The organism is Neorhizobium galegae bv. orientalis str. HAMBI 540 (genome assembly GCF_000731315.1).
Taxonomy (GTDB): Bacteria; Pseudomonadota; Alphaproteobacteria; order Rhizobiales; family Rhizobiaceae; genus Neorhizobium; species Neorhizobium galegae.
This window is the reverse complement of record NZ_HG938354.1, coordinates 830,085-845,082: the sequence shown is the minus strand read 5'-3', so window position 1 is coordinate 845,082 and position 14,998 is coordinate 830,085. Positions and strand designations below refer to the sequence as shown.

General features: G+C 61.2%; 13 protein-coding genes. 7 read left to right on the top strand and 6 right to left on the bottom strand.

Translation table 11 applies throughout. The annotated features are described in order from the left end of the window. Positions 1 to 8: 8 nt before the first annotated feature. The 5 genes from RG540_RS26495 to RG540_RS26475 are packed head-to-tail and all read left to right on the top strand — an operon-like array spanning position 9 to position 6,231. Complete coding sequence (locus RG540_RS26495) at positions 9 to 824, top strand: creatininase family protein (RefSeq protein WP_041364947.1); 816 nt, start codon at positions 9 to 11, stop codon at positions 822 to 824. Positions 825 to 828: 4 nt separating this feature from the next. Further along, the gene (locus tag RG540_RS26490; RefSeq protein ID WP_041364945.1) at positions 829 to 2,460 is read left to right on the top strand and encodes a CocE/NonD family hydrolase; all 1,632 of its coding nucleotides are present in this window, start codon (positions 829 to 831) and stop codon (positions 2,458 to 2,460) included. Next, positions 2,450 to 3,475 carry an ABC transporter ATP-binding protein gene (locus tag RG540_RS26485; protein ID WP_041364943.1) on the top strand — a complete coding sequence of 342 codons (1,026 nt, stop codon included), beginning with the start codon at positions 2,450 to 2,452 and terminating at the stop codon, positions 3,473 to 3,475. The genes RG540_RS26490 and RG540_RS26485 overlap by 11 nt, the downstream gene beginning before the upstream one ends. A 21-nt stretch (positions 3,476 to 3,496) precedes the next feature. Continuing rightward, positions 3,497 to 4,546 (top strand): ABC transporter substrate-binding protein, encoded by a 1,050-nt coding sequence (locus RG540_RS26480; protein WP_041364942.1) that lies wholly within the window; start codon positions 3,497 to 3,499, stop codon positions 4,544 to 4,546. After that, positions 4,543 to 6,231, top strand: a complete 1,689-nt coding sequence (locus RG540_RS26475) for an ABC transporter permease subunit (RefSeq protein WP_041364940.1) — start codon at positions 4,543 to 4,545, stop codon at positions 6,229 to 6,231. The genes RG540_RS26480 and RG540_RS26475 overlap by 4 nt, the downstream gene beginning before the upstream one ends. Positions 6,232 to 6,910: 679 nt before the next feature. On the opposite strand, the gene RG540_RS26470 is transcribed toward RG540_RS26475, so the two are convergent. The 6 genes from RG540_RS26470 to RG540_RS26445 all read right to left on the bottom strand — a co-directional run bounded on the left by RG540_RS26470 (position 6,911) and on the right by RG540_RS26445 (position 11,597). Then, complete coding sequence (locus RG540_RS26470) at positions 6,911 to 7,102, bottom strand: hypothetical protein (protein ID WP_041364938.1); 192 nt, start codon at positions 7,100 to 7,102, stop codon at positions 6,911 to 6,913. A 116-nt stretch (positions 7,103 to 7,218) separates the two neighbouring features. Beyond that, positions 7,219 to 7,914 (bottom strand): TfuA-like protein, encoded by a 696-nt coding sequence (locus tag RG540_RS26465; RefSeq protein ID WP_041364937.1) that lies wholly within the window; start codon positions 7,912 to 7,914, stop codon positions 7,219 to 7,221. After that, on the bottom strand, positions 7,911 to 9,062 hold the full coding sequence (locus RG540_RS26460) for a YcaO-like family protein (protein WP_046601662.1): 1,152 nt from the start codon (positions 9,060 to 9,062) through the stop codon (positions 7,911 to 7,913). Before RG540_RS26460 ends, RG540_RS26465 begins: the two co-directional genes overlap by 4 nt. A 19-nt stretch (positions 9,063 to 9,081) precedes the next feature. Further along, positions 9,082 to 9,300 (bottom strand): hypothetical protein, encoded by a 219-nt coding sequence (locus RG540_RS26455; protein WP_040124903.1) that lies wholly within the window; start codon positions 9,298 to 9,300, stop codon positions 9,082 to 9,084. A 32-nt stretch (positions 9,301 to 9,332) separates the two neighbouring features. Beyond that, entirely contained in the window at positions 9,333 to 11,087 is a 1,755-nt protein-coding gene (locus RG540_RS26450; RefSeq protein WP_155414807.1) for a tetratricopeptide repeat protein, read from the bottom strand. Positions 11,088 to 11,156: 69 nt separating this feature from the next. After that, positions 11,157 to 11,597: a helix-turn-helix domain-containing protein gene (locus RG540_RS26445; RefSeq protein WP_046601661.1), complete on the bottom strand. Its 441-nt coding sequence runs from the start codon at positions 11,595 to 11,597 to the stop codon at positions 11,157 to 11,159. A gap of 477 nt (positions 11,598 to 12,074) precedes the next feature. Here RG540_RS26445 and RG540_RS26440 point away from each other — a divergent pair, with 477 nt between their 5' ends. Continuing rightward, the gene (locus RG540_RS26440; RefSeq protein WP_041364933.1) at positions 12,075 to 14,192 is read left to right on the top strand and encodes a ParB/RepB/Spo0J family partition protein; all 2,118 of its coding nucleotides are present in this window, start codon (positions 12,075 to 12,077) and stop codon (positions 14,190 to 14,192) included. 74 nt (positions 14,193 to 14,266) lie between these two features. Beyond that, positions 14,267 to 14,923, top strand: a complete 657-nt coding sequence (locus RG540_RS26435; RefSeq protein ID WP_041364931.1) for a hypothetical protein — start codon at positions 14,267 to 14,269, stop codon at positions 14,921 to 14,923. The last annotated feature ends 75 nt before the right edge of the window (positions 14,924 to 14,998 follow it).

Genomic DNA, 14,998 nt, shown 5'->3' with positions numbered 1-14,998 from the left:
ACATGACCATGAAACTGAAATCGCATTGGTGGTGGGATCATACGGCACGGGATTTCTCCGAATTCGAGATGGAAAAGTTCGTGGCGATCCTGCCGATCGCCGCCGTCGAGCAGCACGGTCCGCATCTGCCGGTTCGCGTCGATGCCGCGATCAATGCCGGCGTCGTTGCCCGCACCGTCGAGCTGATGGGTGACGACCTGCCGGTTCTGGTCCTGCCGATGATGCCGGTCGGCAAGTCGGTCGAGCATACCGCCTATCCAGGCACGCTCACCTTCAATTACGACACGCTCGCCAAGATGTGGTTCGAGCTCGGCGAAAGCGTCAACCGGGCCGGTTGCCGCAAGATCATCTTTGTCAATTCGCATGGCGGCCAGCCGCAGGTGATGGACATCGTCTGCCGCGAGCTGCGCATCAAGCTCGGCATGTTCGCCGTCAGCGCCTGGGCAAGCGCCGGCGCCGATTTCTCCGACCTGTTCAGCGCCCATGAGATGAAGCACGGTATCCATGGGGGCGAGGCGGAAACCAGCGTCATGCTGCATCTGCATCGCGAGCTGATCGACATGCAATATGCCGAGGATTTCGTTCCCGTCTCCGTCGAGCTGGAAGCAGCCGGCGGGTTGCTGATGCCGGAAGGGCGGATCGGTTACGGCTGGCAGACCCAGGATGTGCAGCCCTCCGGCGCTTGCGGCAATGCCGCTGCCGGCGATGCCGAGCGCGGCCGGCTTTATGTCGAGCGCAGCGCCGCCAACCTCCTGAAGCTGATCAAGGAAGTCCTGGATTTCCCGCTCGACCGGATCACTTCCAAAACCATCTACAAGGGCTGATGACTTGACGACGTCACGCGCACCATACGACGTTGCCAGCCCCGAAAGGGGCGAGCTTTCGCTCGATGACGGCGTCGTGCTGGTGTCCGACATCTATTGCCCGGTCGGGGAGGGCACATTTCCGGTCCTCTTGATGCGGCAGCCCTACGGGCGGGCCATCGCCTCCACCCTCGTGCTGGCCCATCCTTCCTGGTACGCCTCACATGGCTATATTGTCGTCATCCAGGACGTGCGCGGCTGCGGCGATTCCGGTGGCGTCTTCGAGGCTTTCGTCAGCGAGATCGCGGATGGGGCGCGAACGCTGGAATGGGTGTCAGGATTGCCGGGAAGCAACGGCAAGCTCGGCCTCTACGGCTTCAGTTACCAGGCAGTGACACAGTATCTGGCGATCGCCGGCAAGGGGAATGGCCGGCCGGATGCGATCGCGCCGTCCATGGGCTCGTGGATGCCGCGCGACGACTGGGCTTATGAAGGCGATGCCTTCCGGCTCGGGCTCAATGCCGGCTGGGCGGCACAGATGGCCCGGCTGACGGCTGCGCGGCGCGAGGATGCCAGAACCTATGCGGCACTCGGCGGTGCCGGAGACGATGTGGCCCTCCGCGACCTGCTCGTCTCTCAGCCCAACATATCGCATCTCGCCAAATGGGTGGCGGACGAGAAGGACTATTGGGATGCGGTGTCGCCGGGCGCGCAACTGGCCGACGATCCGCTCGATATTCCGGTCCTTCACACGGGCGGTTGGGCGGACTTCCTGCTTCAAGGCACCTGGGCTGCAGATGCCGCGTTCAGGGCCAGGCATCCGGACAGCACTCATCTGGTGATCGGCCCCTGGGCACATGCGCCCTGGAACCGTGCAGGCGGCGCCTCCGATATGGGAGCCAATGCGGAACTCTCGATCGACCGCGCGCAGCTGGCCTTTTTCGATTTCTATCTCAAGGGTCTTGGCGAAAAGCCGCTGCCGGTGAGGTTGTTCGACATGGGGCGGCGGCTCTGGTGCGATTTCGGGGACCGTCCCATCAGCTCCGAAGCCGAGTTTTTCCTCTCGTCCTCAGGCCTTGGCGCGGCCATGGTCAGCGACGGTAGCCTGTCGATGGAGAGCGGCGCGCAAGCCCGCGACACGTTCGTGCACGATCCGACCCGTCCGACGCCGCTTGTCGGCGGTCATCTCGGGACACCTGCCGGTTTTGTCGATCGCAGCGGCCACGACAACCGCGCCGATGTCGCCGTCTATACCAGTGCGCCCTTCAACGTGGCGCGTTTCTTCGGTGGCGAGGCCTCGGCCGAGATCGAGGTCGAAACGCAATCCGAAGGTTTCGACCTCTGCGCGACGCTGTCGCTCGTCGCCCCGTCTGGAGAGGCGAGGGTGCTGAGCACCGGTTATGCCCGCCTTGAAGGTGGTGGGCAGGTTTCCGCGCGCGTCAGCCTGCGCCCGGTCTGCGTCACCGTTTTGGAAGGTTTCGCCTTGCGGCTTTCGCTCCAGGGCGCCGGGGCGCCGGTCTTCGAAATTCATCCCGGCAACGAGCCGTTCGCATCCGTCCCCGAGATGGCGCGGCGACCGATCACCATTTCCATCTGCCATGGCGGAACGACGCGTTCGCGCCTGATCATGCCCGAGGCTCCCGACAATGTCGCATAAGCACTACCTGACGCTCGACAACATCACGGCTATTTACGGCGATTCCGTCGCCGTCAGCGGCCTCACGATCGAGGTCGCCAAGGGCGAACTTCTGTCGCTGCTCGGGCCGTCCGGCTGCGGCAAGACGACGACGCTCCGGATGATCGCCGGCTTCGTGCAGCCGTCGGAAGGGCGCGTCATTCTCAATGGCGAGGACATCAGCAAGCGGCCGGTGCATACCCGCAATATCGGCGTCGTCTTCCAGTCCTACGCGTTGTTTCCCCATCTGACGGCGCTCGACAATGTCGGTTTTGGGTTGCGCATGCGCCATGTCGGCAAGGCCGACAGCCGCGCCCGCGCTGCCGCAGCACTCGATACGGTCGGGCTTGGCGGCTATTACGATCGGTATCCCGGCCAGCTTTCCGGCGGCCAGCAGCAGCGCGTGGCGCTTGCCCGCGCGCTGGTGATCGAACCGGACGTGCTCCTCCTCGACGAGCCGCTGTCCAACCTCGACGCCCATCTTCGTGCCGACATGCGCACCGAAATCCGCACGCTGCAGCAGCGACTTGGCATCACCACCGTTTTCGTCACTCATGACCAGCAGGAAGCACTTGCCATGTCGGATCGCGTCGCGGTGATGAACAAGGGACTGCTGGCCGAAATCGGCACGCCGGTTGCGCTGTGCGACCGGCCGCATTCGCCGTTCACCGCCTCCTTCCTTGGCGCCCGCACGGTGATCGAAGGCAAGACCGAGAACGGTCTGTTCTCCGCGCCGGGGCTGACATGCGAGGGGGCACCGTCAGGTGCGACCCGTCTCGTGCTGCGCGCCTCGCGCCTGAGACTGTCCGGCGAGACGGGGCCGCTGCATGTCTCCGGCACGCTCGTCAACGCAGCTTTCCTCGGCGACACCTACGAAGCCGATATCCAATCCGCATGCGGCACGATCCGCCTGATCGTGCCTTCGGATATGCCGCCTCCGCCCCTTGGGACGCCGTGCAGCATCCAGACCCAGCCGGGTGGCGCCACATTCATCTGATCAAAAAAGGGGAACCAAGACATGAACGTCTCGCGTCGTACATTCAACAAGCTGATTGCCGGTGCCGGCCTTGCCGCACCGTTCCACATCATCCGTCCCGCCTCCGCGCAGGAGCCGAAAAAGGGCGACGAACTGGTCGTCGGCATCTGGGGCGGCGCGCAGGAAAAGATCGTCAAGGAACATGTCGAGAAGCCGCTGGTCGAGAAATACGGCTGCAAGATCAGCTACGTTCTCGGCGGCACCGGTGACCGTCGCGCCCGCGCCTATGCGGAACGCGGCCGTCCGAGCTTTGATGTTCTCTACCTTAACATCTTCGAAAGCCGCCAGGCGGTGAAGGACGGCGTGACCCAGGCGCCGACGCCTGCCGTCAAGAACTTCGAAGCGCTCTATCCGAGCGCCCGCAAGGGCGGTTACGGGGTTGCCTTCAACCCCTGCACGATCGTCTACGACAAGACCAAGGCGTCGAAGCCGATCACCTCCTGGAAGGACATGTGGAACCCGGAATGGAAGGGCCGTATCGCCTGGCCGGATGGTCTGGGCGCCGAAGGCATTTCCGCGTTGATGATGGCCGCCCGCGTCTGGGGCGGCGACGAGAAGAACGCCGACATCGCCTTCGAAAAGGTCAAGGAACTGAAGCCCTTCGCGGCGATCCAGGGCAGCCAGGCGCAACTCTTCGAAATGTTCGACCAGAAGCTCGCCGACCTTTCCGTCGAGTTCGGCAGCTTCACCCAGTCCTATGTCGAAACGCGCAATCCCAATATAGCGATCGCCACCCCGGTCGAGGGACAGGCGCTTTCGATGAACGTCGCCTGCATCACCGAAGGCACCAAGAACCAGAAGCTCGCCGAAGAGTGGATCAACCTGCATCTTTCCGAACCCTGCATGCTCGCCTACGCACGCCAGATCTACTACTCGCCGACCGTCAGCAACATCACCGTGCCGGACGACATCAAGTCGAAGCTCGTGCTCGGCGATGCCAATGTCGCCAAGCTCGTCGATTTCGATTGGGACGTGATCAATGCCAGCCGCGCCAAATGGCAGGCGAAATACGATCGGGAGATCGCGGGATGAACCGTTGGATCGGGCCGGCGCTTGCAGCGCCGGTCACCCTTTGGCTGCTTTTATCCTTCGCGGCGCCAATGTTCGTGGTACTCGTGCTTTCCCTGCACGAGTATCCCGATCCTTTCGGCCCGCTGTTCCTGGCGCCGTCGATCGCGCAGTTCCGGGATATCGTATCGGATGGCTTCTATTTCGGCGTCGTCTCCGAAACCATCCTGCTCGGCCTTGGCGTCACCGTGATCACCGCGCTTCTCGGTTATCCGCTCGCCCACTGGCTGGCGCGGATGCCGGTGAAATACCGCGCGGCCGCGTTTGCGGTCATCCTCATTCCGCTATTGACCAATGTCGTGGTGCGCTCGCTCGGCATCATCCTGCTGCTGGCGCCCGAGGGCCTGATCAATTCGGTCACCGGCCTGATCGGCATTCCGCCGGCGAGATACATGCTGTTCACCCATGGTGCGGTCGCCGTCGCATTGGCGCAGGTCTTCCTGCCGTTCATGGTGCTGGCGCTCTACGACAACCTGCAGAACACTTCGCCGCGCGTTCATGAGGCGGCGCAGAGCCTTGGCGCATCTCCGGCGGTCCGGTTTCTCACCGTCGACCTGCCGCTGTCGCTGCCGGGCCTGCGTTCCGGCACCGTCATCGTTTTCCTGATGGCGACCACGGCCTATGTGTCCGCCTCCCTGCTCGGCGGCAAGAAGGTCTGGACCACCGGCATGCTGGTGCTGCAGGAGGCGATCAAGAACCTCAATGCACCGCTTGCGGCCGCACTTGCGATCATCATGACCGTCACCGGTCTCGCCTTTGCGGCGCTCTGCGCCTACGCGCTCAACCGCCTGATGCCGTGGTTAAAGGGCAAACCCAGCAATCCGTGGAGCATTCCGCGCTGGCTGGTGCCGATCATCGACATCCTCGGACCGATCGTGTCGAAGCTGCTGCTCGCAACCTCGTTGCTGCTCCTGCTGCTGCCGCTGGTGCTGGTCTGCGTCCAGAGTTTCAACGACGTGCCGCAGGCAACCGCTTCAGGCTTCCGCGGTTTCACCCTCAAATGGTATGAGGCGGTGTTTTTTGCCGGAACCTATGCGGATGCCTTCTGGGTGTCGGTGCGGCTTGCCGTCACTTCCATGCTGGTGGCGCTGGCGCTCTCGCTGCCTGCCGCATTCGCGCTCGCCCGCTATCCCTTCAAGGGCCGGTCCGCGCTGTTGACCTTCTGGCTTTTACCGATGTCGCTGCCGCATGTGGCGATCGGCGTCGGCATGCTGCGGCTGCTGCAGATCTACCTGATCATCCCGCCTTTCCTCGGCCTCGTGGCGATCCACGTGATCGTCATCCTGCCGTTTGCGATCACGCTCCTGACCACCTCGGTCATGGGGCTCGATCGGGCGCAGGAGGAGGCGGCGGCGAGCCTCGGGGCAAGCCCGGTGCGACGCTTCTTCCTGATCATCATGCCGGGTCTGGCGCCGGGACTGTTTGCGGCGGGCATCGTCGGCTTCCTGCTCAGCTTCGGTGAAGTCACCGTCACCAGCTTCCTCACCACCGCCCGCCTGACGACTTTGCCGGTCCGCATCTACGCGGAATCGACCTTCAGCCTGGAGCCGACCGCGCATGCAATCTCAGCGGTGCTGATCCTGTTTACCGTGATCGCGCTGACCGTACTGGGCAAGGTCGTGCGTCTCGATCGCCTCTATGCCAGATAAACAAGAAGGAACAACGGGGTGGAGATCCGCAATCGAATTGGATAATCAGGATGTTCGGAGCTGATAGCGCCAATGATGCTCATATCAAGCAGCGCGGTATGAGACCAACCGACGCCCTATGTCAGTAAATAGACAAGGATCGCCGCTCCCAGTATCCAAAGCGCGCTCAGGAGAGCTAGAGAAACAGCAATCGTTCTGCGGTCAAGTTGAACCCACGGCCATGGACCGCGCAGGTTCATGGCCGACGCGTTATTGCGCGCGGTTGGAACTCCGAAGGCCGATATACTTTCTTCAGCAGAAGCAGTTTTTGACAGTCTCGCGTTCATACCAGTCTTATCCGATTTTGTCTAAATCCATTCAATTTTAACGGCATTCTACAGGAGTTGATCGCTGGCGCATTGATCCGGCGCGCCGACAAGATGATGCACCTGCAAAAGTTGTCCCAGTAACTCGTCGGTTGCGGTGGAAATTTGCCGAAGATACGCTACATTTCCTGACTGAACTGGACGACAGCGACTGCTGTATGGAAGTTCCACTGCCGCAGGCCGCCCCCAGCGGTTACCCCCACTGCGGCGAGGGCTCGACGTGCTTCCATACCGCCCGTCGAGCCCTTCGTGCCGCCCCCACTGCACCGTTCAGCGACCTCAACCGTCGCCCATCATTCGATCGCGGTTCCCGCCTATTGATAGGTTTGACTTGGTGTCTTGCGCGAGTGCCTGGCCGCCGTAACGTCCAGATCACCAGTAAGCTCCTTGGTGATCGCTTCGAGCGTCACGGAAAGTCCAGCCTCGACCTCGATCGACTTGAGGCCCTTTGCGATCTCTCGCGCGTAGATCACCAACCTCGCCAGAGCGACGAGTTCTGCTTCCATATCAATTTGCAAATCCGAGCATGCCATGCATCAACCCCCAACCTGTGCGGGCAATCTAAAACTCTTTGAGGGCGTCGGGCGTGACATCGGCGTGACACAACGCATGGCTGATGACGCTAGTCATCGCGCCAGAGAGATGTTCGGTTAAATTCAAAGTGGGTGGGGGGAGAATAGGCGTCGGCGTGACGCAGGGCATCGATCAGGGCGACGGCGTCCGCTCTTTTTTGGTCCACATAGTTATGGCAAAGAATTCGCAGCAATTCGTTGGCGCGCCCACTCGCAATCTCCGAGCAGTTTGCGACGACCGCGTTCCAGCTACGGGCCTTGAAGAACAGAGATCGCGCGCTTTCCTCGAGATGCCGCGCTTCCCGGTCGCAGATCAGACCGTGCGTGCAACAGCCGGCGATCGTGGCGTCGACGTTGACCATCGGAACGGTGATAGCAATATATCCAAGCTCTTCAGGTCCATGCAGCAGTGCGACATCCGCATCGTCGACACGGGTTTCGCTTGCATAGGCCGCAAAGATTTCCCCGATGCCGATCATGCCGAAGGCGTGACATTCTGCCGCCCGCAAGGCACCCATGCTCGCCGCTCCAAAGACCGCCACGCCTTTCGAGAGACCGTAGAGAATTTCCTTGTGCCAGACGGGGGCGACATATTCGAAGGCGCCGTCGATCAATCCGATGGCTCTCGCGCCCTGCTCGACCGCCAACCGCACGTCCCCCTGCATCGCCGGCGGCCTCACACTCATATCGTCAGCGACGAAACGTTCTGCTTCCGGCAGGCTTGGACCGACAAAAAGTACTTTCATGAGGTAAACGATGCTGTCATCGCCCTGCCGCCAAATCTGTGCCGTCGCTCTCCCTCGGGGCTTTCCAGTCCGGGTACCAATATCTTGACGACCGCGAAGGGGAATGCCGGCTCGCTCAATCGAACCGCGATTGCCTGCGTGATACCCGACCGCTTCAAGTTCCCCAGGATTCCCCCAAGGTCGTTCGGACCGGGCAAGGGCACGCCGCGTGAAGGATCTGCAGAAAACAACCTCAGCAACCGCTCGGGCAGCGGTCGCCGATAGGTCTCATGGAATACGTCATCGCGTGCGCCGCTAATATAAGTGACCCGGGACTGCGCGGCTTCCGTCAGCGCGCGCACGGCAGCGCGTTCGGGGGATGGATGAGCACCGCAGCCGAACGTCACGTCGACATATCGCGGCGCACGCGACGCGAGCGCGGCTTTCGCCGCAAGGAAGGCGCCGATACATGGTATGCCGATATCGCTTGTCATGTCGAACATGCGCAGCAGGATACCCGCATCCTCGATCTTCACGATGAGGGACCTAACGTCCTCATCGCTGAATGCGTCGGGTTGCAGACACCTGGAGTGCTGGCTGGATTGAGGAAGAACCTGCCACAAGACATGAGCGTCGCGCTCGACACGCTCGAGAAGGCCGTGGAAGATTGCCTCGCCATGCGTGTTGCCCGATGCAAGGCCATCCGAAGATTGCCAGTACCGGCAGTTCGACAGAGTCCGATCGAGGGACACGGCTTCGGCCGGAACGTAGACGCGGTCAGAACTGAAGAGCTCTTCTCCCGCCGCAAATGCCATAATGTCGGTTGCTCGGGGAGGGGACTGGTTTCGGCCAAGAAGCGGCACAAGCAAGTCGACACGCTCGTCGGCATCTGAAAGAGCTGACGCGGAGACATTCCTGATTGACAGGAACGGATCGCAAGCGACAGCCCGCTCTATGGCCTCCATGACCGCAGATGTTCTCGCATCGGCATCGGTGAGCCCTTTGCCTTGAGCAACCACGATCGATTTGGCGTTTGGAGTATAGGCGCACCAGACCGGAATGCCGATATGATCGAGTCCGGTCTGGCGGCCGATACGGGTTATTCCAAGCGTCTTCAGAAAAGGACGCACCCGCTCATAGGTCTCCTCGGGTAAGCAGATGCGGTCCATCGCTTACGCCGTCGGCAGCTTAACCATCGAAGACACCGGAGAAAGCCTGTTCGGAAGAGGAGACTGCAACCGCTAGGTTGACGTCTTTGACGATTGTTCCCCCTGCATTTCTAAGATCGTTTGCCGCGGCCAACGGTCCGGAAACGGGCGGCTGCATCGGCAGGACCGTTCCTGCGTCGATGTCCGCGAGATAAAGCTGATCGTCTCCGGGCAGCCCGATGATCACAACTCTTGCCATATCTTACCCCTTAAGTTGTTGGTATGAAAAATCTAAAACCCGGCTTTCATCAGGCCCTCTCGGTAGAGTTCCTTCTGCCATTGTTCCTTCACCGGAAGCACGGAAAGCCATTTATCGAGATCGAATTGCGGGTTGAGTTCCTGAGCCCTGCGGCGATGGACGCGTGCCTTCGCGGTATCGCCAGCCATAGCATAACTCGCCGCAAGCAATCTCCTGGCCGACGAGGAGTCCCCCATTTGGTCTATATAGCTGACAGCCTGATGAAATTCACCCAGGAAATAGCTGGCCCCGGCCGCAATCCAGAAATAATCGTCCGGGCATATCGGATTTAAGCGGATAGCTTTGCTGATCTTCGCCAACCCATCGGCAGGCTTCGATGCATGAACCAAAGCGTCGGCATATCCGCATATTGCGTCGGCAAGGTGTGGGCTCAATCTCTCCGCCCGATCGAATGCCTCCAGGCTTCCGTCGACATCGCCGCGGTAAAGCCTCGATAGCCCAAGCTCCCGGTGCGCCGATGCCAGTTCCGGCTCCAGGGCCACCGCTTTTCTTGCCGTTTCTTCCGCCTGAACCAGCAGCTCTGTCTCTCCCCGCGCCGTCAAGACCCATTCCCAGGAGTAGGTACGGGACAAACCCGCCAACGCCGGCGCGAAATCCCCGCGCATTCTCAGCGTTTCTCGAAAGGCGTTTCTGGCCCGGCGCACGTCAGGGAGCGTGAATTTGTTGAGATGCTGGGCGCTGGCAAGATAGGACCTATAGACGTCCGGGTGAGCACGGTAATCAGCGAGCACAATTTCGGTGCGCTGCAGGTGGTCGCTGATGGCCATCACGATCATCTGCGCCACTTGTCTGCGGTGTGAAGCAAGTGAGCTGGCGTTGAGGCGGAAACGCTCCGCCCACAAAACGCTGTCCGAGGGAAGGAATACCATCTGTACGAAGAGGCCTTCGCTGCTGATGTTGGTGTCAAGGACGTAGGAGATGGAATGTCTCTCCAGCTGGGCCATCTTATCCGCATCCTGCCGGATGCGGGCTGCCGTATACGGAGCAACGACCGCCACCGTCCTCAAGGAGCAAAGACTTATCGTGATATCTTCCATCAACGCGCGAGCTGGATAAGCAGAGTTTTGCTCTGCTTCCTGGGGAGGAAGCAATACCAGCCGGGGGAGTTCCATGGGCATCGGGGGGACGATTGCTGTCCCCATGGGCAACGTGAACTCGGTTCGACTGACCGATGATCTAGAGGATCCGATTTGGTCTTCATGACGATGCGCCCCAAGCAGCACCTCGCGCACGGCAGAATCGCCCGGGTCGTGTTCGAGGAGTTGTTTTGCGCTATCCTTGACATCGGCCCATTCCGATCGACTTGCGGCGGCGGCTTGTGCCTCGAAGAGCCCCGCGCGAAAACGTTGCCACTGGACCGACCGTTGTTTCTCGACCCATGGTTTCAGGCCGACGGGTAAATTGGCTTCGTCCATAAACTGCCGCGTCATCAATTCCGACATCGCGTTCAATCGCGGCAGCGCTTCAAGATCATTGGAGAAGACGGAGAAATCCGCCTCAACGGGCTCGGCGGATCGCTGTACGGTCGAAGCCGTGAAATCGAGTGGCGCGGGCCAGCCGTCCATGGCGCATTTGCGCACGCGCTCGGTCATCTTTCGAAAGTTGATTTTGGCGGCGTCTTGATCGCCTGCCCAAAGCAGCCGCGCCAGATAATCTCGCGGCAGCTCAAATTCATCGCTGGCCAACATATAGGCGAGGCCGAACAGTGCCTTCTGTGGCAGTGGCACTGTCCCTCGTTCCTCGTCAGCAAGCCAAAGGCCCCCGAATGTCACAAGCCGGAGCATCGGAATGATCCGTTAACGCGTTGCGCCCGGATCCGCGTGATCGCGATCCAGACCTGACGGAGCCCCCAAGGATTTGACCAGTTGAACGATGTTTTGGCGCAGCTTCGCATTTGCCACCCTCTGGAATGCCAGATTGAGTTCCACCCCCTCACGGGTTGCCAGAAAAGAGGTCACCGCATCTTCCTCGTGCACGACAGGCTTGCTATCGGTCGCCGATGACGGGGTTGGCGCATCGGCAAAGAAATAGCCGACAGGCGCGTTCAGTATAGTTGCAATCATCTGAAGACGACTGGCGCCAACCCGATTGGTTCCCTTTTCGTATTTCTGCACTTGCTGGAAGGTAATCCCAAGCCCGTCGGCCAGTTTCTCCTGGGACATCTTCAGCATGGCCCGTCTCAATCGGATCCTTGATCCAACATGTACATCAATCGGGTTCGGCTTCTTCTGATCCATCACTGTACCCTCCGTCACGACTACACAGTGGTATAAACCGAGACTTCGTGCAACTAGGACCTGTCGGCAAAGGTGCGCGCCCGGTGGAGAATCTACGCAAGGAGCATCATGCAAGGTCGCAGGAAGTTGGTAAGGCCCTCTCTGACGAGGCTTCATCCGTCGGTTCAGTTTCCCTCTCCATGGCGGACCCACTGGCTGGACCGCTCTCGGGACCGGAAGTTCGCTCATGTCCAGCTTTAAAGGGTTCTGCTAATGTACGGCTGTCCGGAAGCAGTCGCCTAACCTCACCCACTTGCTGGTCGCCGCACGCTGCACCGCGTGGGCGGGAGAGGGGCTGCGCCCCTCTCAGGGTAGTTGGTGGCTTTAGCCCATTCGGTTTCCTCCTTTCGGTTCAGAGTTAGAGGGCTGTGCTTGGCGCACTGACGGATTGAGAGGGTTGGAGAGAGGCTCCGGCCGGTCCGTCATGGAGAAACCGACATGGCCCAGGCCATCGAAAAGATCACCCTCAGTGCAGCCCGCGATATTCCCTTCAACAAACTGGTGTTGAGCCGGCAGAACGTCCGTAGGATAAAGTCCGGTGTTTCGATCGAGGAGCTCGCGGAAGACATCGCCCATCGCGGTCTTCTGACCAGCCTCAACGTCCGTCCTGAGCTTGACGAGAACGGCAACGAGACTGGCATCTACCGCATTCCCGCCGGTGGCCGCCGCTACCGTGCGCTTGAACGGCTGGTTTCCCAGAAGCGGCTGGCAAAAACCGCTGGCGTTCCCTGCATCGTCAGCCGCGGCGAGACGCTTGAGGTCGAGGACTCGCTTGCAGAGAATGTCCAGCGCGTCAGCCTGCATCCGCTCGACCAGTTCCGCGCCTTCCAGACGCTTCGGGAGCAGGGGCTTGGCGAGGAGGAGATCGCTGCACGGTTCTTCGTCTCGGTCGCAACCGTGAAACAGCGCCTGCGGCTTGCGTCCGTCTCCCCACGGCTCCTCGATTTCTATGCCGAAGACGAGATGACGCTTGAGCAAATCATGGCGTTTTCGATTGCCAACGATCACCTTCGCCAGGAGCAGGTCTGGGATGCGATCTCGGGCTCGCATAGCCGCGAGCCCTACTATATCCGACGCCTGCTGACGGAAACCGCGGTCCGCGCCGCCGATCGTCGCGCCGTTTATGTCGGCATCGACGTCTACGAAGCTGCCGGCGGTGTGGTGATGCGCGACCTGTTCGAGCAGGATCAGGGCGGATGGCTGCAGGATCCTGCATTGCTGGAACGGCTTGCCACGGAAAAACTCAAGGCTGACGCCGAGGCAATCCGGTCGGCCGAGGGCTGGAAATGGGTCGAGACGGCGTTCGACTTCCCGTATGGCCACACATCCGGCCTTCGCCGCGTCTACGGCACCCAGGCCGAGATGACCGAGGAGGAGCTGGCGCGCCACGACGCCATCCGCGCTGAATACGACAGGCTCGATGCCGAATATGCCGAGGCCAGCGATTATTCGGAGGCAACTGAACAGAAGCTCGAAGAGCTTGGCGCCGCATTCGATCGGCTGAACGACCGACCGTATGTGTTCGACCCTGAAGATGTTCTCCGCGGTGGCGTCTTCATCTCGCTCGCCGCCAGTGGCGAACTCAAGATCGAACGCGGTTTCGTGCGACCGGAAGACGAGCTCCGGGCAGATTTCGCTTCAAGCGATGCCGACGGCAGTGGAGACAGCAACTCGTCCGCAGCCGCAGCCGCAGCCGCGGCACCGAGCGAGGTGGTCGACCAAGCCGACGACGATGACGAGGCAATCAAGCCGCTTCCCGATCGTCTTGTTCTCGACTTGACCGCAGCACGGACCATCGCGTTGCGCAACGCGCTCGCCAACGATCCACTCATGGCCTTCATCGCCGTGCTGCATGCCTTTGTGCTGAAGACCTTCTATCTCTATGGCGCGGATTCGTGCCTGGAACTGACATTGCAAAGTGCTCGGTTCAGCCAGACCCCCGGGCTTGGCGACACTGTTTGGGCCAAGGAAATCGACCAGCGGCAGGAGGCCTGGGGACATGATCTTCCCAAGGACCCGAACGACGTCTGGGCGTTTCTGATCGCACTTGACGAGGTGAGCCGTCAGGCGCTGTTCGCGCATTGCGCCTCGCTGTCGATCAACGCAGTCATCGAGCCGTGGAACAAGCGCACTCGCGCACTCGCGCATGCCGATCTCCTGGCCCGCTCGATCGGCTTCGGCATGGTCGAGGCCGGCTGGGTGCCGACGGCCGACAACTATCTCGGCCGGGTCACCAAGGCTCGCATTCTGCAGGCGGTCCGCGAGGCCAAAGGCGATCAATCAGCGGAGCTGATCGGCCATCTCAAGAAGGCCGATATGGCCCGCGAGGCCGAACGGCTGATGACCGGCAGCGGCTGGCTTCCCGAACCTCTCCGTCTCGCCGCAGACGTCGCTTCCGTCGACGAAGCGACCAGCGCAACCGGCGAGGTTTCCAATGAGGGTGCCGACGAGACCAAGAATCCCGATCTTCCGGCATTCCTGACCGATGATGCGGAGGATGTGTCCCCGCAGACGGACGAGCTCGACGAGCAGCAGCACCCCGACGCAGCCGAATAGTCGTTTTTTTGCGATCAACCCACGGCCCGGCTCCGCAAGGAGACCGGGCCGTTTCCAGTTTCAGGAGCAGTCCAATGCCCGACTTTACGATCGAAACCACCTACCATTTGCCGATTTTCCGGCATCGCACCTTTGCCGCCGAAACGCTCGAGGCGGCCTGCCGCGCGGCCATCGAGGACGACAATTGGGATATCGCCGAGAAAGATCACGAATCGCCCGGCGAAGTTCATGTCACCGCCGTCTGGGGAGGCACGCACAGCGCTTATACCGGCCCGTCGATCCCGGTGCCCTCGCAATTCGATGAAGCCGTCGAGCGACGTGCACGTCATTTCGAGATCCTGCTCGGCCTGCTGAAGATCTTCTTCGACGACGCGCAGGCAGCGCGGCCGCCATCACCCGACTGGCTAACGCGTTCGGCTTGGGAGATTGCGCGGGGCGGTGCCATTCTCGGCCGCGCGCCGGACCCTGATCAGCCTGTCGATCCACCAAAGGCAAGCCATATCCTCGCTCGCTTACAGGAAGATCAGGTTCGCAATGCGATCGCGGAGGTGCTGGATGTCGACCGCAGTTTCGGTGCGCTATCGGTGGCCGCGGTGACCGACGACGAAATCCATGCGGCGTGCCTCGACATCGCGATAACGATGGACCTCTCCGACGTCGTCGGCAACGCCGAATTCCAGTCAGCACTTGCAGCGATCCGGGCAGCGCATCGGCGCCTTTATCCAGACTGACTGAAGACCATCTTCGCTTCCCCTCAACCCAGCCTGGCCACAGCGCCGGGCGCTTGTTTTTCAGGAGACACTCCA